The following is a 19,078-nucleotide window of genomic DNA, read 5'->3' on the forward strand; positions in this document are numbered from 1 at the left end:
AGGTAGCGGCCCGTCAGCAGGCCCTGCGCGAGCGGCGAATAGGCGACCAGGCCCGTGCCGATGGCGGCGGCCGCCTCCAGCAGGCCGCCCTCGGGACCGCGGTCGAGGATCGAGTAGCGGGCCTGGTGCAGAAGGGCCGGAGTACCCAGGTCGCGCAGGATCGCCGCCGCCTCGCGGTGGCGGTCTGCCGGGTAGTTGGAGAGGGCGGCGTACAGGGCCCGACCCGAGCGCACCGCCGTGTGCAGCGCGCCCATGGTCTCCTCCAGCGGGGTCTCCGGGTCGTAGCGGTGCGAGTAGAAGACGTCGACGTACTCCAGGCCCATGCGCCGCAGCGACTGGTCCAGGCTCGCCAGCAGGTACTTGCGGCCGCCCCTGTCCCCGTACGGCCCGGGCCACATGTCGTAGCCCGCTTTGGAGGCGAGGAACATCTCGTCCCGGTAGGGCCTGAAGTCCCGGGCGAACACGACGCCGAAGTTGGACTCCGCGCTGCCGTACGGCGGTCCGTAGTTGTTCGCCAGGTCGAAATGGGTGATGCCCCGGTCGAAGGCCCGGCGCAGTACGGCCCGCTGCGCCTCCAGGGGACGGCCGTTGCCGAAGTTGTGCCACAGGCCCAGCGAGACCACGGGCAGCCGTACCCCGCTGTTTCCGGCCCGGCGGTAGGTCATGGCGGCGTACCGTTCCTGTGCGGGCCGGTAGTTCTCCTCGGTCGTCATTTCCCCACGACCTCGAATCCCTGGTCCGTGCCGTACTTGGCGCTCGTCGCCGCCCACGCCTCCAGGCCCTGGGACAGGGGCGTCGAGGAGACGTACGCCTTGCCCACGGTGTCCTTGAAGACGGAGTTCGCGTACACCTGGTACGGCAGGTACGACCAGCCCGCCGCGACCTCGCGGGACGCAGCGGCCAGGATCCGGTTGGCCTGCTGGCCGCCGAAGTACGGGAACGCGGTGTCCAGGAACGCCGGGGACTCCAGGTCGGCCCGGGTGGCGGGGAAGGCGCCCTCGGAGACGCGGGCCGTGGCTCCGGCTCCCGTGGTCGCGTACTCGACGAAGGCGTAGGCCAAGGCCTTGTTCTTCGAAGCCTTCGGTACGGCGAGCGAGCTGCCGCCGTTCTCCGCACCCGCCGCGGCACCCTTCGTCCACTGCGGGAGGGGCGCCACGCGCCAGTCGCCCGAGGCGGCCGGGGCTCCGGAGGCGAAGTTGGCGGGCATCCAGGCGCCGGTGGCCAGGGTGGCGATACTGCCGTCCGCGAGGCCCTTGTACCACTCGTCGCTCCAGGAGGCCACGGGCGCGAGCAGCCGCTCGTCGATGAGCTTCTGCCAGGTCCCCGCGTACCGGGCCGTGCCCGGGTCCCCGAAGTCGATGCCGACCTCGGTGCCCTCCACCCGGTACGGACGGCCGCCCGCCTGCCAGATCAGGCTGGTCGTGGCTCCGGCGTCACCGGTGTCGTTGGTGATGTAGAGCTTCGGGTCGGCCTTGTGCAGGGCGCGCGCGGCGTCCACGTACTCGTCCCAGGTGGTGGGGACGGCGATACCGTGCCGGTCGAAGACCTTCTTGTTGTAGAACAGCGCCATGGGACCGGAGTCCATCGGAAGGGCATAGGTCCCCTTGCCGTAGCGCACCGCGCTCCAGGGCCCGGTGGTGAACGCCTGGTCGTGGCTGGCCGCGCCGTAGGGGGAGAGCTCCTCCAGCGCCTTGCCGATGGCGAACTGGCCGACGGCGTAGTACTCGACCTGCGCCACGTCCGGCGCTCCCGAGCCGGCGGCGACGGCGTTCTGCAGGGCGGTGTACTGCTTGTCGCCCGTCCCGGCGTTGATCAGCTCGACATCCACCTTCGGGTATTTCTTCTCGAAGTCGGCGGCCACCTTCTTCAGCGTGGGTTCCCAGGCCCACACCGTGACCTTGCCCCCGGCTTCCAGTGCGGAGGCGACGTCCTTCGCGGCGGTGTCGGCCGACGGCTCCGGCCCGCCGCAGGCCGTCGCGCCGAGGCCGAGGACGCACGTCGCGGCGGCGGCGGCGAAGATCCGGCGGCGGCTTTTCGTTCTCATCGGTGGTGCTCCTGACTTGGTGTACGGGCGGAAGGTGGCGGGGCGAAAACGGCGGGACGGAAGGTGGCGGGGCGGATCCGGCCGCCGGGCGACGGCCTGTCACTCCTTGACGCTGCCGGCGGCCAGGCCCGACTGCCAGTGGCGCTGGAGCAGCAGGAAGATCACGACGATCGGCGCGACGGTCAGCAGCGAGCCGGTGATGACCAGGTCGAACACCGGCTCGCCGCCCGCGGTCCGGGCCTGCGCGCTCCAGGCGTTGAGGCCGAGGCTGAGCGGATACCAGTCCGGGTCCTTGATCATGATCAGCGGCAGGAAGTAGTTGTTCCACGTGGCGACCATGGTGAAGAGCAGCACCGTCACGGTCCCCGGCATCAGCAGCGGGAGGGCCACTCGGAAGAAGACGCGCAGCTCGCCGGCGCCGTCGATGCGGGCGGCTTCGAGCAGTTCGACGGGCACCGCTTCGGCGGTGAACACCCACATCAGGTAGAGCCCGAAGGGCGAGACGAGGGAGGGGATGATCACGGCCCACGGGGTGTCGGCGAGGCCCATGCCGCTGAACATCAGGAAGGTGGGAACGGCGAGGGCCGTCCCCGGAACGGCCACGGCGCCGATGACGACGGCGAAGACGGCCCGGCGACCCGGGAATTCGTAGACAGCGAGCGCGTATCCGCCGAGGACGGCGAGCAGGGTCGCACCGCCCGCGCCCGCGGCCACGTAGAGGAGGGTGTTCAGGGCCCAGCGGACGAAGGCGCCGTCGTCGTAGGAGAGCGTGCGGGAGATGTTGTCCCAGAGCTGGAAGTCCTCGCCGAACCACAGGCCGAAGGATCCGAGCAGGCTCTCCTGGTCCTTGGTGGCGTTGATGACCAGCCATACGAGGGGCAGGAGCGTGTAGACAACGACCAAGCCCGCCAGCATGGTCAGCGGGATGCTGCGTCGTGGGTCGAGCGGGGTGTGGGCCGCTCTGCGGCGGCGGAGCGGCGTGGTGGCCGGTGCCTTCCGCGGCGCCCCGGCGGCGGGGCCCGGGGCAGAGCGGGCGCCGCACTCCACGCTGTGCGGGGAGGCGTCGGTGGGGTTGGTGATCATGCGCTCAGCCCTTCCGCATGCCGCGGAGCTGGACCGCGTAGGCGATGAGCGCGGTGAGGGCGCCCATCACGATGGCGATGGTGGCCGCGTAGTTGTGCTGCTGGCCGGAGAAGGCGAGCGAGTACGTGTAGAGGTTCGGGGTGTAGTCCGTCGTGATCGCGTTGGGCGCGAGGCTCTGCAGGATGCTCGGCTCGTTGAACAGCTGAAAGCTGCCGATGATCGAGAAGATCGTGGCGATGACCAGCGCGCTGCGGATGGCGGGTAGTTTGACCGATCCGATGACGCGCCACTCCCCCGCCCCGTCGATGGCGGCCGCTTCGTAGAGGGAGCGGGGCACCACTTTCAGTGCGGCGTAGAAGATCAAGGTGTTGTAGCCGACGAACTCCCAGGTCACGACATTGCCGATGGAGGCGAGCACGAGGGAGGGGGAGAGCGGGTCCGGCAGGGCCAGGCCGAGGCTCTCGTTCAGGTTGCCGACCAGGCCGAATCGGGAGCCGTACATGAACCCCCACATGAGGCCGGCGACGACGGCCGGTACCCCGTAGGGCAGGAAGACGGCCACCCGGAAGAACGCCTTGCCGTAGAGCCGGCCGCTGTCGATGGCTAGTGCTGCCAGCAGGGCGATGCCCAGCATGATCGGCACCTGGACCATTAGGAAGAGGCCGACGCGGGTCGCTCCCTCCCAGAAGCGCGGATCGCCCAGCACCAGTAAGTAGTTGTCGGCGCCGACGAAGGAGGTGCCGCCGATGAGCCGGTCGCGCATCAGGCTGAGGTAGAAGGCGTACGCGAGGGGCGCCAGGAAGACGAGGGCGAACACGGCTGCGAAGGGTCCGGCGAATCCCCACCCGGCCAGGGCGTTGCGGCGGGCGCGTGGTCCGCTGCGGGGTGGGGGGACTGGTTTTGCCGCTGTCGGCAGGAGCGTCATGGAGGGTCCTTGTGTCAGTGACCAGGGGGTCCCGAGAAGAGATGTTTACGTAAACATCAACGCGCCGATCGTGGCACCGCCTCTCCAGGGACGTCAAGCGCCTTGCGGCCAAGCGCTGACCTGAAACCGGTCGTCACGAATCTCGTCCGCGTGCTTGACACTCCCCGACGCCGCTCCCAGACTCGCAGCAGCCCGGGATGTTTACGTAAACATTACCGAGGTGGAACACCGGCGTAACCCGCACGCACCTCTCCCACCCGCCAGCCAGCAAGAGGTACACATGCGACGTCATCCCCCGCACCTGGCAGCCCTCTTCGCCGTCGTGACGGCCCTGCTCGCGAGCTTCCTCGGGGGCCTCGGCACCGCCGCGGCCTCCCCCGCCCCCGTCACCGTCACCAACGCGACCCAGTTCACCGACCCCACCGGCCGGCCCGTCCACGCCCACGGCGGAGGGGTCATCAAGGTGGACGAGCACTACTACTGGTTCGGCGAGGACCGGAACACCGACAACAGCTTCCGCTACGTCTCCGCCTACCGCTCCACCGACCTGAGGAACTGGGAGTTCCGCGGCCATGTCCTCTCCCAGGCCACGGACCCGGAGCTGGCGACCGCCAACATCGAGCGCCCCAAGGTCATCTACAACCGGGCCACGGACCAGTTCGTCATGTGGATGCACAAGGAGGGCAGCGCCACCGACTACAGCGAGGCCCGCGCGGCAGTGGCCGTCTCGTCCACCGTGGACGGCACCTACTCCTGGCGCGGTAGCTTCCGGCCCCTCGGGCACATGTCCCGGGACATCACGACCTTCGTGGACAGCGACGGCACCGGCTACATGATCTCGGCGGCCAACGAGAACGCGGACCTGCACGTCTACCGACTCAGCCCCGACTACACCGCCGTCGAAGCACAGGTGCAGAAGCTGTGGCCCGGCCAGTGGCGTGAGGCCCCGGCCGTGTTCAAGCGGGACGGCGTCTACTTCCTGGTGACGTCCGGCGCCACGGGCTGGGCTCCCAACCAGCAGAAATACGGCACGGCCGACAGCATCACCGGCACCTGGAGCCAGCTTCGGGACCTCGGGGACGGCAGGACATACGGTTCACAGACGGCCTACGTCCTGCCCGTCGAGGGCGTCTCGGGCGTCACGAGCTACCTGTACATGGGCGACCGCTGGGGCAATTCCATGGGCGGCACGGTCAACGACTCGCAGTACGTCTGGCTCCCGCTGACGTTCCCCACCCGGACGACCCTGTCCATGGAGTACTTCCCGCAGATCATCGTCTCTACCGAGGCCGGCACCGTGCGGGGCCTCGGGGACTGGAACGCCCTGACCGCCGCGCACAGCGGCAAGTGCGCCGACGCCGCCGACTGGTCGGTGGCCGAGGGCGCCCGGCTGATCCAGTGGACCTGTGCCTCCGGCAGCGTCAACCAGCAGGTCTGGTTCCAGGGCGCGGGGGCGGGCACGTTCCGGATCGTGCTCCGCCACAGCGGCAAGTGCCTCGCCGTACGGGACGCGGCACCCCACGACGGGGCCGCCGTCGTCCAGACCGCCTGTACGGACGCACCCGGCCAGAAGTGGAAGCAGGCCCGCGCCGACGCGAGCGGGATGCGGCTGGTCGCCCAGCACAGCGGCAAGTGCCTGGACGTCACCCACCAGGCACTGACCGACGGAGCGCCGCTCATCCAGTGGACGTGCACCGGCGGCGACAACCAGAAGTGGCGGCGCTCGGCGGCCTGAGCTGCCCCGATGGGCCCCGGCGGCTGTGCGTACCCCCTCCGTACGCACAGCCGCACCGCCGCGCCTCGCGCCTCGCCGGGGGTGGTCAGCCCTCCACCGGACCGAGGTCCGGCGCCTCCCGCAGGGCGACGTGACCGCCGCGCCCAGGCGCGTGCAGTTCCAGGACGACGAGCTCGTTCAGGCCCTCGCGCAGCACGGGGCCGGGCACGTACAGGGAGCGCTGCGGCCCCCGGGACCAGTAGCGGCCGAGGGCGAAGCCGTTGACCCAGGCGTTGCCCTTCGTCCATCCGTCGAGGTGGAGGAAGGTGTCGGCGGGCCGGTCCACCGCGAAGGTGCCGCGGTACAGGGCCGGGCCCGTGGGCGCGGCCGGCGAGGGCGTGAACGGCACGTCGTCGAGCGAGGTGAGCGGCAGCGGGCGGCTGGTCCATCCGTCGAGCGGCGCGCCGTTCAGCAGCACCCGGCCGAGCAGGCCCTTGCGGTCGTGGATGCCCTGCCCGTAGTTCACCCGGCCCTGGTTCTCCACCAGGACGGACAGGGCGGCGCCCGGCCGCGGTACGGAGAAGGTGAGGGAGTGCTCGTGCCCCTCCCGCTCCAGCACCCCGACGGGCTGTCCGTCGACGAAGACCTGCGCCCGGTCGCGGACCTGTTCCAGCTCCAGCAGCGCGGGCCCTACCTGAGGCGCGTCCGTCTCGTAGAGGACGAAGCCGTAGTCCTGGCCCAGTTCCTCCATGGTGAGCGGGCGGCGGTAGGCGACCGCGTCCCCCAGGGCCGGCGCGGCGTGCAGCAGCCCGATGCTCTCCGTGAGCTCCAGAGTCTCCAGGGCGAACCTCGTGCCGCGCGCGGGCGGGCACTCGGCCGGAACGGGCGCGTACTTGGCGATGACCTCGCGGAAGGCGGCGTACTTCTCGGTCGGGTCGCCGGCTTCGTCGAGGGGGGCGTCGTAGTCGTAGGAGGTGACCGTGGGGCGGTAGGTGTGCTTGTCGTTCGCGCCGTTCATGAAGCCGAAGTTCGTGCCGCCGTGGAACATGTAGAAGTTCACGGACGCCCCCGTCGCCAGCAGGTCGTCCAGCTCCTGCGCCGCCTCCCGTGCGTCACGGACGATGTGCTCGCCGCCCCACCGGTCGAACCAGCCGATCCAGAACTCCGCGCAGAGCAGCGGCCCGGACGGCCGGGCGGCGCGCAGCGCGGTGAGGTGCCGCGCGGACCCGCTGCCGAAGTTGGCGGTCGCAAGCACGCCCGGCAGGGAGCCGCGCTCCAGGTCGGCCGGCTGGTCGCAGGTGAAGAGGGGCACGTCGATCCCGTGGCGGCGCAGCAGCTCCGCGAGCCCCGCCAGGTAGGCGGTGTCGTCCCCGTACGCGCCGTACTCGTTCTCCAGCTGCACGGCGAGCACCGGCCCGCCCCGGGTGGCCAGCCGGTCGTGGAGCGGGGGCAGGAGCCGGCGGAACCAGTCGTCGACGGCGCCGAGGAAGCCGGGGTCGCCGCTGCGCAGGCGGATGTCGGGATCGGCCAGGAGCCAGGAGGGCAGCCCTCCGCCCTCCCATTCGGCGCAGATGTAGGGGCCGGGCCGCAGGAGGACGTGCAGCCCTTCCTCGGCGGCGAGATCGAGGAAGTGGGGCAGGTCGAGGCCGTGGTCCAGGCGGAAGGTGTCGGGCTGCGGCTGGTGGAGGTTCCACGGTACGTAGGTCTCCACCGTGTTGAGGCCCATGAGGCGGGCCTTGCGCAGCCGGTCCCGCCAATGGCCGGGATGGACGCGGAAGTAGTGCAGTCCGCCGGAGAGGATGCGGAAGGGCTCGCCGTCGAGCCGGAATCCGTCGTCTTCGATCTGGAGAAGGGGCATGCGTGTGCTCCTCGGCTGAGCGGGACGGGCGCGCGAGGCGCGCACGGACACCTGTGTATGTTTACGTAAACATGCACAGCCTGGCAAGTCCGAATGGAGGTGCCATGTCATGGGTTTACGACTGGGTCCTACCCAGGATCAGCTGCCCCACCGCATCCCGCAGGACGGCGCACGCCTCGGCGTCGAGGCCGTCGTCGGAGACGAAGTAGTCGATCTCCGTGAGGGCGATGAACCGGCTGAGGCCCACGACGCCCCACTTGGTGTGGTCCGCGACGACGGCGACCCGGGTGGCGCACTCGATGAGCGCGCGGTTGGTCTGGGCCTCCGCCAGGTTCGGGGTGGTGGCCCCGGCGCGTTCCGAGACGCCGTGGGCGCCGATGATGAGGAGGTCCACCTGGAGAGAGCGGATCGTCTGGTCCGCCAGCGGGCCCACCAGGGAGGCCGACTTGGTGGGGGTGCCGCCGGTGAGCAGCAGGGTGTGCCCGGCGGGGGCGTGCTCGGTGCCGGTGGGCCGCAGGAGCTGGGCGACCGGCAGGGAGTTGGTCACCACCGTCAGATCGGGGACTTCCTTGAGATGCGCGGCCACCGCGTAGGAGGTGGTCCCCCCGGAGACGGCGACGACGCTGCCCGGTTTGACGAGGGCGGCGGCCGCCTCGGCCACCGCTGATTTGGCCCGGGACTCCAGACCTGCCTTGGTCTCGAAGGGCGGCTCGTCCCCCGTGGTGACGGCGGCGCTGATGGCGCCGCCGTGCACCTTCGACAGGGAGCCGGTGCGGGCGAGGGCGTCCAGGTCACGGCGGATGGTCATGTCGGATACGCCGAGCTGTTCCACGAGGTCGGCCACGCGTACGGCACCGTCCCTGCGCACGATCTCCAGGATGAGGGCCCTGCGCTGGGGTGCCAGGGGTGCTGCCTCTGTCACGACCTGTCCCCCGTCCTCGGTGCGATGTCCGGTATGCCGTCACGAGGCCACGGCAATCCCCCACAAACGAACAGTCTACGTCGGGACCCGCGGCCTCATCCGGTTCTCACCACACCCGCCGGGCTCCGGAAGCCGCGGAAACGGGCAGCATGTGCGGGGCCTGGTAGCCCGCCGCGCGGAACGCGGTGGTGACCGCCACGCTGATCGGCTCCACCCGGTCCTCCTCCGCCAGCACGATGACCGAGCCGCCGAAGCCGCCGCCGGTCATGCGCGCTCCGTGCGCCCCGTGCTCCAGCGCCGTGTCGACCACGAGGTCGCTCTCCGCACAGGAGATCCGGAAATCGTCCCGCAGCGAGGTGTGCCCGTCCCTCAGGATCGGGCCCAGGGCCGCCACCTGCCCGGCGCGGAGATGGGCGACGGCCCGGGCCACCCGCGCGTTCTCCGTCACCACGTGCCGGACCAGTGGCACCAGGTGGGGCGGCAGGAGTTCCGCCGCGCGCGGCAGGTCCACGGGGCCGAGGTCGCGCAACGCCGCGAGCCCGAGCAGGCGGGCGGCCCGCTCGCAGCCGGTACGCAGTGCCGCGTACGCCCCGTCCCCGAGGTCGTGCTTCACGCGGGTGTCGACGACCAGCAGGCTCATCCCCTGTGCCCGGGGGTCGAAGGGCACCTGCTCGTGGGAGCCGGCCCGCAGGTCCAGGTGGAGGGCGGCGGCCTCGGTGCAGCAGGCGGAGGCCAGCTGGTCCATGGCCCCGCACGGCACTCCGGCGAAACCGTTCTCCGCCCGCTGGGCCAGCAGCGCCAGGGCGGCCGCGGGCAGGCGCAGGTCGTACAGGTCGTTGTAGGCGAAGGCCACCGCGCACTCCAGTGCGGCGGAGGAGGACAGGCCTGCACCGGTGGGCACGGTGCTGTCGACATGCAGGTCGGCGCCCCCCACCGGGTGCCCGGCCTCGCGCAGGGCCCAGACGACCCCGGCGGGGTACGCGCCCCAGGTGGTGACCGCTCCTGGCGTGAGCCCGTCGACGCGGAGGTCGATGACGGGGCCCTCGCCCTGCGCGCTGTGCAGCCGCAGGCGCCCGTCCTGCCGCCGCCGGGCCGCGACCAGGGTGTGCTGGGGAATGGCGATCGGCAGGGCGAAGCCGTCGTTGTAGTCGGTGTGCTCACCGATCAGGTTGACCCGGCCGGGAGCGGCCCAGATCCCCTCGGCGTCGGCGCCGTGGACGCGCCGGAAGGCTTCCTTCACGGGGTCACCTCGCGTACGAAGTCCCAGGCATCGGAGACGATGCGGTCCAGGCCGGTGCGGCTCGGGCGCCAGCCCAGGAGCTCGCGCGCGCGGTCCGCGGAGGCGATCAGCACAGCCGGATCGCCGGGGCGGCGCGTGCCGATGTGTTCCGGGACGGCGTGCCCGGTGACGCGTCGGACCGCTTCGATCACCTCGCGGACGGTGAAGCCCTCGCCGTTGCCGAGGTTGCAGATCAGGTGCTCTCCGGGGCGGGCCGCCGCCAGGGCCAAGAGGTGGGCGTCGGCGAGGTCGGCCACATGGAGGTAGTCGCGCACGCAGGTGCCGTCGCGCGTCTCGTAGTCGTCGCCGTGGACGTCGATGTGCGCGCGCTGCCCGAGGGCCACCTGGAGGACGAGCGGGATGAGGTGCGACTCGGGAAGGTGGCGCTCGCCCCGGCCCGCGTGGGCGCCCGCGACGTTGAAGTAGCGCAGGGACACGGCGGCCAGGCCGTGGGCGGTGGCCGCGCCGGTGAGCATGTGGTCGACGGCGAGTTTGCTCGCGCCGTAGGGGCTGGCGGGTGCGGTCGGGGCGTCCTCCGTGATCGGCCCCCGCCCGGGCTCGCCGTACACGGCGGCGGTGGAGGAGAACACCAGGGTCCCCACCCCGTGCCGGCGCATGGCCGTGATCAGGGCCAGCGAGCCCACGACGTTGTTGCGCCAGTACTTCTCGGGGTCGCACACGGATTCGGCCACCTGCGAGGAAGCAGCGAGATGCAGCACCCCGGCGTATCCGCTGTCAAGGACGGCGGTCGCCTGCGCCACACCGCCGACGACGAAGTCGGCCTTCTCCGGTACTGCGTCCAGGAAGCCGGTGGACAGGTCGTCGAGCACGGTGACGTCGTGGCCCGCCTCGATGAGCCGGGCAGCGACCACGCTGCCGATGTAGCCCGCGCCGCCGGTGACGAGGTACCGGCTCATGCAGCGGCCTCGCGGAGCCGGTGGGCCGCGTCCTCGGGGGCGATGTCGTTGACGAAGGAGTCCATGCCGGATTCCACGCCGGCCAGGAACTTGAGCTTGTCAGCCGAGCGCCGGACCGTGAACAGCTCCAGGTGCAGGGCCAGTTCCTCGCCTCCGCGCCTCGGTGCCTGGTGCCATGCGGAGATGTAGGGGGTCGGAGCCGTCTGCTCCGGCCCTCCTTCCGGACGGAACAGCCGGTCGAAGCGGCGGAGCAGGTCCAGGTAGAGCCCGGGGAACTCGGCGCGTTCGGCCTCGGTGAGGTGGGTCAGGTCGGGCACGCGGCGATGCGGATAGATGTGCACCTCGTACGGCCAGCGGGCGGCGTAAGGGACGAAGGCCGTCCAGTGCTCCCCCGCGAGCACCACTCGGGCGGCGGCGGAGCGCGCCTCGGCCAGCAGGTCCTCGAAGAGGTTGCCGCCGGTGACGCTGCGATGGGTGCCGGCGACGGCGATCATCTTGGCGGTCCGGGGCGGGACGAAGGGGAAGGCGTAGATCTGGCCGTGCGGATGGGCGAGGGTGACGCCGATCTCCACACCGCGGTTCTCGAAGCAGTACACCTGCTCGACGCCCGGCAGGGACGACAGCCGTGCGGTGCGGTCGGTCCATGCGTCGAGGACGAGCCGGGCGCGGCCCTCCGTCAGATCGGCGAAGCTCGCCGCGTGCTCGGGCGTGAAGCAGACGACTTCGCAACGCCCGAAGCGTCCCGCCAGGGCGGGGAAGCGGTTCTCGAACACGGCCACTTCGTAGTCCGCGGCCGGTATCTCGCTGTGGTGCCCGTCCGCCGAGGGGCAGAGCGGGCAGGCGTCGGTCGGTGGATGGTGGACGCGTCCCTGACGGTGGGAGGCGATGGTGACCCAGTCGCCGGTCGTCAGATCGAGGCGCAGTTCGGGGCGGCTGTCGACGGGATCGAGGGCGCGGCGGTCGACGGTGTCGCGCGCGGCGCTCTCGTCGAGGTCGTAGTAGGTCAGCTCGCGGCCGTCCGCGAGCTTCGTCGTGGTTCTCTTCACGGAAACGGGCCCGTCTCTCGGAGTACGGAACGGCGGCGGCACAGCCCGCACGCCGACAAGAGTAAACAGGAAGCAACGAAAGTCAACACCCATGTCGACGCAGGGGCGGACACCTCACGCCGCTGAGGAACATGGCTCACCGGAAAGCGCCGGTGAACGCATCAGGAGGCCGACTGCACAGGCCGTTTGAAGACGTGCGGTCCCAGAAACCGGAACCGCGAGGCTCACGCCCCTCGGGTGTCCGCCAGGATCAGCCGGCCGACGTGCTCGCCGAGGACGCCGCGCGCATCCTCGGCGAGGCCGTCGTCGGACACGAAGTAATCGATCTCGGACAGTCCGGCGAACCGGCTCAGCCCCACGACGCCCCACTTGCTGTGATCGGCCACGACGGCCAGACGTGTGGCGGCGGCGATCAGGGTGCGGTTGGTCTCCGCCTCCGCCAGGTTCGGCGTGGTCACCCCGGCGCGCTCCGAGACCCCGTGCGCGCCAACGATGAGCAGGTCCACCTGCAGGGAGCGGATGGCCTGATCGGCGAGCGGCCCGACCAGGGAGGCGGACTTGGTGGGCGCCCCGCCCGTGACCAGTACCGTCGGGCCCGCGGAGGCGCCCTCCGTGCCGGAGGTGCGCAGCAGGTCCGCGACGGGCAGTGAGTTGGTCACCACGGTCAGCCCCGCGATCTCGCGCAGCCGGTGGGCGACGGCGTACGTCGTCGTCCCGCCGGAGATCGCCACGACGCTGCCCGGCTGCACCAGTTGGGCGGCCGCCTCCGCGACCGCCGCCTTGGCCGCCGACTTGAGGGCGAACTTGGTCTCGAAGCCGGGCTCGTCGCAGGTGGTTCCCGACGTGCTCACCGCACCGCCGTGCACCTTCTCCACCGAACCGGCTCTGGCGAGTACGTCCAGATCGCGCCGGATGGTCATGTCGGAGACGCCGAGCTGTTCCACGAGGGCCGCCACGCGGACCGCCCCCTTGCGGCGCACGGTTTCGAGGATCACCTCTCGCCGCTGGGCCGCCAGCGGTGCCGACTCCGTCACAGTCCCACCCATTGATCTCTAGCGAATCCAGACGGAGATCAATTGTACACAGAGTCAATTAAGCGGGGGTGGGCAGGAGGAAATCCTGCCGCTTGCGGCATTCGTCCGCCAGTCAGTGCGGCAGCCCGACGGCCCTCTCCCCGCTGCGCCGTTGCTGGATGACGACCGCCGCGACGAGCAGCGCGCCCTGGGCGACGTTCTGCCAGAAGGTGTTGATGCCCTCCACCGTCAGGCCGTTCTCCAGCGCACCGAGCAGCGCCACCGCCAGCAGCGTGCCGCCGATACCGCCCTTGCCGCCCTTGAGGGCGCAGCCGCCGAGCGCCGCCGCCGTGATGGCCTTGAGCTCCAGACCCTCGCTCCCGGAGACGGGCTGCCCCGAACCGGTGCGCGCGGTCAGCAGGATGCCGGCGATCGCGGCGACCACACCGATCAGCGCGTAGACGGCGACGAGGTACTTGTTGATGTTGATACCGGCCAGCCGCGCCGCGGTGTCGTTGCCGCCGATGGCGTAGATGTTCCGGCCGATGTCCGTGTATTTGAGCATCACGTGCACCGCCAGCGCCACGACCGCCAGGATCCAGATCATCACCGGTATCCCGGCGATCTTCCCCCGCCCGAGGAACACGAAGAGCGGATCGTTGAGTACGTAGCCCTGCGCGCGGCCGTCGGAGACGAGCTGGGCCACGCCCTTGTAGGCGGCCAGCCCGGCGAGCGTGGCGATCGTGGGATTGACCCGGCCGTAGACGATGGCGACGCCGTTGACCACGCCGACCAGGATCCCGATGCCGATCGCGGCGGCCATGCCGAGGTAGGGGTTGGAGCCGCCGGAGGTGAAGACCATGGCGCTCACGACGGAGGCCAGGCCGGCCTGGGAGCCGACGGAGATGTCGAGCCCACCGCAGATGATCACCACCGTCTGGACGATGGCGAGCAGGCCGGTGATGGTCACCGCCTCTCCGATGACCTGGATGTTGGCGAGGCTGAGGTAGTTGTCGTTCAGGAACCCGAACAGGGCGAGGACGAGGACGAGGGCGCCGATCAGGCTGAGGTTCTGCCCGCCGAGCGAGGAGAGCAGGGCTCCCGCGCTCTTGCGCCCCGGAGTGGGGAGGGTGGTCTCGGCGGGGGCCGGCGTCTGGGTGGTGGTCATCGAACGTCTCCATCGGCGGAGTCGGTGAGCGGTCGGTCGGACACGACGGGCGCGAGGTCGTCGGCCATGGCGAGGTTGAGGATGGCTTCCTCGGTGGCCTGCGATCGGTCGAGTTCGCCGGTGATGCGGCCGTTCTGCATCACGACGACCCGGTCGGCGAGCCCCAGGACCTCGGGGAGTTCGGAGGAGATCACCAGCAGGGCGACCCCCTCCCGGGCGAGGTCGGCGATGATGCGGTAGATCTCGGCCTTGGCACCGATGTCGATCCCGCGCGTCGGCTCGTCCAGGATCAGTACCTTGGGCTTGCGCAGCAGCCAGCGGGCGAGCACCACCTTCTGCTGGTTGCCGCCCGACAGCTTGCGCACCTCGTGCTCGATCGACGGGGTGCGCACCCGGAGCCGGTCGGAGAAGTCCTGTGCCACCGCCCTCTCCTGGCGGCTGCGGACGAAGCGCCAGCGGCGCAGCCGGTCCAGGCTGACCAGGGAGGTGTTGTCCCGGATGGAGCGGTGGAGGAACAGCGCCTGTGCCTTGCGCTCCTCCGGAGCCAGACCGATGCTCGCTCGGATCGCGTCCCGGGGGCTGCGCAGGCGCAGGGGAGTGCCGTTCACCGAGACGCTCCCCGAGCGGACAGGCCGGTCACCGGCGAGGGCGAGGGCCAGCTCGGACCGCCCGGCGCCCATCAGCCCGGCGAGGGCGACCACCTCTCCGGCGCGGACCTGGAGGTCGATGTCGCTGACGTCGTCCGTGGTGACGCCCTCCAGTTCGAGGACCACCTCCTCGCGAGCGACGTCCTGGCGCACGAACAGGGAGGACAGGTCACGGCCCACCATCAGGCGGACGACCTCCCCCTCGTTGGTTTCGCGGGCTTCCAGTACCCCGGCGACCGTGCCGTCGCGCAGGACGGCGATGCGGTCGGCCAGACGGAAGATCTCCTTCATGCGGTGGGAGACGTAGATGACGGCGATGCCCTGGTCGCGCAGCCGGTCGATGAGGCCGAAGAGGGCCTCCACCTCGTTCTCGGAGAGGGAGGAGGTGGGCTCGTCGAAGGCGATGACCTTGGCCTCGCCGGTGAGCGCGCGCAGGATCTCCACCAGCTGGCGCTGTGCCGGGGTGAGTTCGGATCCCAGCTGATCGGGGTGGATGACCTTCTCGAAGCCGAGCCGGGCCAGGTCCGCGGTGATCCGCCGACGCAGCTCGGTGCGGTCGAGCCGGCGTCCCGCCCGGCGCGGGAGGGCCCCGGCGTAGACGTTCTCGGCGACGGAGACGTGCGGGATGATCTCGGGCTCCTGCGGGATGATCCGGATCCCGGCCTTGTGGGCGTCGTGCGGTGAGGCCAGGGGCCGCGGACGCCCGTCCCAGAGGATGCTTCCCTCGGTGGGCTGGTGGTCACCGGTGAGGATCTTGAGGAGTGTGGACTTGCCGGCGCCGTTCTCCCCCATCAGGGCGGTGACGCGGCCCCTCGGGAAGTCGAGCGTGACGCCGCTGAGCGCCTGTACCGCGCCGAAGCGCTTGGTGATGTTCTCTACGGATACCTCCGCGCCGGGATCCTGCGCGGTGGGGGGTGGCTCTGTACCTGCCGTGGTCATGGGGGCCTCGCAAGCTGGGGGTACGTGGGGCTTCGGGCCGGCGGCGCCGCCGGCCGGGCGATGATCGGCACGGGGTGGGTACGGCCGCCGCGGGGGCCGTACCCACCCGTGCCGCGGGCGCGGGCTCAGCTGCAGGTGACGCCCGCTTCCTTCCAGTTGGCGGCGTCGACCATCTTGGTCGGGGCGAACGCCTCCTTCGGGAAGTCCTTGCCGTTCTTGAGCTTGTCGAACATGGTCTGGACCGCGAGCGCTCCGACGTCCTTGCCGTTGATGAAGAGCGCGGCCTTCATGCCGGAGGGCTTGCCGGAGCTCCAGTTCTTGCAGGCGAGGTAGGCTCCGAGGCCCACGCCGATGACGTTGTCGGCGCTGAAGCCGGCGTTCTCCAGGGCGGTGACACCACCCTGGACGTTCTCGTCGTTGCAGCCCCAGACCACCCAGTGCTTCACGGCGGCGTTGGCAGTGATCGTCGCCGCGATCTTGTCCTGCGCGCCCGTCGGGGAGTTGTCGGTCGGTACGTCGATGTTCTGTACGGGGACGCCCGCGCCCTCCGTGAACGCCTTCTTCGCGGCGTTCACGCGGTCGGTGCAGACGGTGACGTCCTGCTTCCAGGCCGAGATGGTCCGCGTCTCGGCCGGGTTCCAGCCGGCCTTCTTGAACTCCTCTGCCGCCCGCTTGCCCACCTCGCCGCCCATCTGCTGGCCGCTGAACCCGATGCGGGGCACCAGGTCGTCGGCGCCGCAGGCGGCGGGGTCGGGGCCGTTGCTGCAGATCTGGTCGTCGGAGGTCAGGAGCGCCACCTTGCCGCTCTTCGCCAGTTGCACGACCTGCGGGCCCACGGCCGGGTCCGGAACGACCACGATCAGTCCGTTGCTCTTCTGCGAGATGGCCGCCTGCGCCTCGCTGACGGTCTTGTTGGCGTCGTTGCCCAGGTTCACCACCTTGAGGTCGACCCCGAGTTCGGCGGCCTTCGCCTTGGCACCGGCGGCCTCCCCGATGAAGTACTCCTGGTCGCCCTGCTTCTGCAGGTAGGTCAGGGAGATCTTCCCCTCGACCTTCCCCACGTCCGCGGTCCCGCCGGTCGTCTCCTGCCCGCTGGAGCAGGCGGCGAGGACGAGCATCGTGGCCAGGCCCAGGGCCACGGCGGCCACCGGACGGCGGGAGTGGTGGTGAATGAGCATGTCGATCCCTTTGCTTGGACGGGTCGCGAGAGGCGACCGGTGGGGCGCGTGCGATGCGGGGTGCGGGGCAGGCCGTCCTCGTGGGCGCCGCCCGAGCCGCGGGCCGGCGGACTGCTGTCGAGGGAGGGGTGTCGGACCTCGGTCGACCACCCCGTCGAGGCGCCCTCTTCAGCGGAGAAATCCGTCACAGTCGGCCGCGTTCAAACTTGATGCAACAGAGAAAAGCGCTATTTCCGCCACAAGTCAACAGCGTGAAGCCGGGGTTTCGGATTGATGCACCCCCGTGACCTCCGAAGAGGCCCGAGAACCGGCAAAACCCTTGCTGTACACGTGGCCAGCCTGACCGGAACTCGCCCGCGCGGCTGGCCCGAAGCACGGGAAGCTGCCGCTCCGCCCCGGGCCGGGCATGTTGGAATCTGTTGACTATCGGGGAGTGGCCGTTGATCCGGCGGGTTCGGTCCACAGCTGCTCGGCCGCCGGACCGGTGCGGCCGAAGGTGACCGCGGCCCCCGGTGCGCCGCCGGACGCGGTCACGGCGTACCCCGGAGCCGTGCGCGGCTTGATGCGCCCTGTCGCGTCCATGGAGAACACGAGATTGTCGCCCTCGCTCTTGCCGTAGGCCGAGCAGGTCCAGATGCCCACGCCCTTGCTGGACGCGCCCCGGGAATCCAGGCAGAAGCGCGGGTCCGCGGCGTTGCGGAGCAGCCCCTTGCCGTCGAGGCGCCACTGCTGGACCGCGTCGCCGGGGCGGCAGCGGGCGGTGACCACATCGGTGCCACTGGCGAGAGCGCCGCCGCGGACGTCCAGGCACAAGCCGGAGGCGGAGTTTACGGCCTGGACGAACGTGGCCGCCCGGAAGGGGCGTACGGCCTCGGGGGACGCCGCCGCCTCCACCGTGGGGCTGGTCGTGGGGTCCTGGCCGGGCGAGGGCCCCGTGGCGGTCGGCGAAGCACTCGGCAACGGCCGGGCCGAGGCCGATGCAGAAGGCCGCGCCCCGATCTTGGTGGGTACGGGCGACCCCTCGCCCTCCCCGCCGCCCACCCGCAGGTCAGGCGCGTCGGCCTGTTCCGCGCGCGGCGCCCGGGGGCCCTCGTCCGGCCCGAGGGCGAACGCGGCCGTGGCCGCCGCGGCCAGGACCGCCGCCGCGCCGAGGACCACGCGCCCCGTCGACCGGCGGAAGAAGGCGGTCCGTCGGCGGTCGGCGCCGGCCGACTGCGGCAGTTGGGCGAGCGCGGGCACGACCGGCAACGAGAGGGTGTCCTCGGCGTCCGCCCCCGTACGTGCCCTCGCCTCGGCGTATCGCCGCCCCGGCTCACCGAGCAGCGCCCCGGCCAGCAGGGGTCCGGGGGTCTCGCCGAGGGCGACCAGGCCGCGCAAGGCGGCCGCGCAGCCGGGGCAGCCCCCGATGTGCCGCGCCAAATCGGGGTTGTCGCGTACGTCGGCCCGCGCGGCCGCCGCGTCGAGCATGCGCGCGTAGCGGGGGCAGTGCGGCGCGGACGGCGCCCTCAGGTGTTCCCGCAGGAAGGCGTCGCGGCAGGCGGAGAGCGCCCGCCGGGTCAGATCCGGTACGGCCTCGGGCCGATCCCCGGTGATCGCCGCGACGCGGTCGTCGGGCTCCCGCTCGACGACGGAGTGCCAGAGGAGGGCCTGCGTACGGAAGGGCAGGGAGGTGAATCCCTGGCGGACGACGGGCTGGAGGGCCGGATCGGAGGTCGCACCGGCTGCGGACTCGGCCTCGGAGGAGGGCAGCAGCATCAGCAGCGACAGGCGAGGGGGCCGTTCCACGTCATCGTCCGCGCCGGCCCGCATGCGGAGGAACTGCTTCATCGCACGGTCCGCGGCCTGCGGGCCGAGCGAGGGGTCGCCGTCGACCGTCCGGGCGAAGGCGATGACGCGCGGGCCATGGCGCCGCAGCAGTTCGGCTTCGGCCGCAGGGGCGGCCGGGGCCTCGGCGCGGAGAGCGGCGCACAAGTGCTGGTCGCTCATCCGACTCTCAGCGGGGAATTGATTCGTCGACACGTGGGACATCCTGAGTACGGAGTGGAAGTCGCCCCATTGTTCAGGACATGACACTCCCGTCGATAGCCTTCCCGTGGGGAATTAAGTCAACTCATTCTGGAAAAAGGGAAGTCCGGCGGCATGCCGAGGACGCCCCTGGCGAGGCTTCTGTGCGACCAACAGAATCGGACACACACACAAGGAAGTCAACGCAGCGCCCCTTCCCCACCGAGCTGCTCCGACCCGCCGGTTGCCGCGAGCCGCACGACAGAGGGCTCCACGCGCACCCCAACACCCCCCGGTTGGCTGATCGTTATCAAACAGAACCCAACTGGGCTGGATCTCAA

15 protein-coding genes are annotated in these 19,078 nt (G+C 71.0%); 1 reads left to right on the top strand and 14 read right to left on the bottom strand.

Features of this window, described 5'->3' with window-relative positions:
* The 4 genes from ACGFYY_RS34895 to ACGFYY_RS34910 form a co-directional block, all read right to left on the bottom strand.
* Positions 1–713: aldo/keto reductase (locus ACGFYY_RS34895; RefSeq protein WP_393715653.1), on the bottom strand; the 713-nt coding region annotated here is incomplete at its 3' end.
* The gene (locus ACGFYY_RS34900) at positions 710–2,044 is read right to left on the bottom strand and encodes an ABC transporter substrate-binding protein (protein ID WP_393715655.1); all 1,335 of its coding nucleotides are present in this window, start codon (positions 2,042–2,044) and stop codon (positions 710–712) included. The genes ACGFYY_RS34895 and ACGFYY_RS34900, both read right to left, overlap by 4 nt.
* Positions 2,045–2,143: 99 nt before the next feature.
* Positions 2,144–3,127: a carbohydrate ABC transporter permease gene (locus ACGFYY_RS34905; RefSeq protein ID WP_393715657.1), complete on the bottom strand. Its 984-nt coding sequence runs from the start codon at positions 3,125–3,127 to the stop codon at positions 2,144–2,146.
* Between the two features lie 4 nt (positions 3,128–3,131).
* Positions 3,132–4,052, bottom strand: coding sequence for a carbohydrate ABC transporter permease (locus ACGFYY_RS34910; protein ID WP_393715659.1), 921 nt, complete (start codon positions 4,050–4,052; stop codon positions 3,132–3,134).
* Positions 4,053–4,332: 280 nt separating this feature from the next.
* Between ACGFYY_RS34910 and ACGFYY_RS34915 the strand changes: the two genes are divergently transcribed.
* Complete coding sequence (locus tag ACGFYY_RS34915; RefSeq protein ID WP_393715661.1) at positions 4,333–5,787, top strand: RICIN domain-containing protein; 1,455 nt, start codon at positions 4,333–4,335, stop codon at positions 5,785–5,787.
* 85 nt (positions 5,788–5,872) lie between these two features.
* On the opposite strand, the gene ACGFYY_RS34920 is transcribed toward ACGFYY_RS34915, so the two are convergent.
* From ACGFYY_RS34920 to ACGFYY_RS34965, 10 genes are all read right to left on the bottom strand, one after another.
* On the bottom strand, positions 5,873–7,624 hold the full coding sequence (locus ACGFYY_RS34920) for a beta-galactosidase family protein (RefSeq protein WP_393715663.1): 1,752 nt from the start codon (positions 7,622–7,624) through the stop codon (positions 5,873–5,875).
* A 115-nt stretch (positions 7,625–7,739) separates the two neighbouring features.
* Positions 7,740–8,546, bottom strand: coding sequence for a DeoR/GlpR family DNA-binding transcription regulator (locus tag ACGFYY_RS34925; RefSeq protein WP_393715665.1), 807 nt, complete (start codon positions 8,544–8,546; stop codon positions 7,740–7,742).
* Positions 8,547–8,652: 106 nt separating this feature from the next.
* Positions 8,653–9,786: a galactokinase gene (gene galK / locus ACGFYY_RS34930; protein WP_393715667.1), complete on the bottom strand. Its 1,134-nt coding sequence runs from the start codon at positions 9,784–9,786 to the stop codon at positions 8,653–8,655.
* Positions 9,783–10,742 (bottom strand): UDP-glucose 4-epimerase GalE, encoded by a 960-nt coding sequence (gene galE / locus ACGFYY_RS34935; protein ID WP_393715669.1) that lies wholly within the window; start codon positions 10,740–10,742, stop codon positions 9,783–9,785. The genes galK and galE overlap by 4 nt, the downstream gene beginning before the upstream one ends.
* A complete protein-coding gene (gene galT, locus ACGFYY_RS34940) occupies positions 10,739–11,788 on the bottom strand; it encodes a galactose-1-phosphate uridylyltransferase (protein WP_393715671.1) in 1,050 nt (349 codons plus the stop codon). The genes galE and galT overlap by 4 nt, the downstream gene beginning before the upstream one ends.
* A 224-nt stretch (positions 11,789–12,012) precedes the next feature.
* Positions 12,013–12,822 (bottom strand): DeoR/GlpR family DNA-binding transcription regulator, encoded by an 810-nt coding sequence (locus ACGFYY_RS34945; protein WP_393715673.1) that lies wholly within the window; start codon positions 12,820–12,822, stop codon positions 12,013–12,015.
* A 112-nt stretch (positions 12,823–12,934) separates the two neighbouring features.
* Entirely contained in the window at positions 12,935–13,969 is a 1,035-nt protein-coding gene (locus ACGFYY_RS34950; protein WP_393715675.1) for an ABC transporter permease, read from the bottom strand.
* Positions 13,966–15,555, bottom strand: coding sequence for a sugar ABC transporter ATP-binding protein (locus ACGFYY_RS34955; RefSeq protein ID WP_393715677.1), 1,590 nt, complete (start codon positions 15,553–15,555; stop codon positions 13,966–13,968). The genes ACGFYY_RS34950 and ACGFYY_RS34955 overlap by 4 nt, the downstream gene beginning before the upstream one ends.
* Positions 15,556–15,680: 125 nt before the next feature.
* Complete coding sequence (locus tag ACGFYY_RS34960) at positions 15,681–16,733, bottom strand: substrate-binding domain-containing protein (RefSeq protein WP_393715679.1); 1,053 nt, start codon at positions 16,731–16,733, stop codon at positions 15,681–15,683.
* Positions 16,734–17,156: 423 nt separating this feature from the next.
* A complete protein-coding gene (locus ACGFYY_RS34965) occupies positions 17,157–18,719 on the bottom strand; it encodes a ricin-type beta-trefoil lectin domain protein (RefSeq protein WP_393715681.1) in 1,563 nt (520 codons plus the stop codon).
* Positions 18,720–19,078 lie beyond the last annotated feature (359 nt).

Source organism: Streptomyces sp. NPDC048331 (assembly GCF_043201215.1).
Classification (GTDB): domain Bacteria; phylum Actinomycetota; class Actinomycetes; order Streptomycetales; family Streptomycetaceae; genus Streptomyces.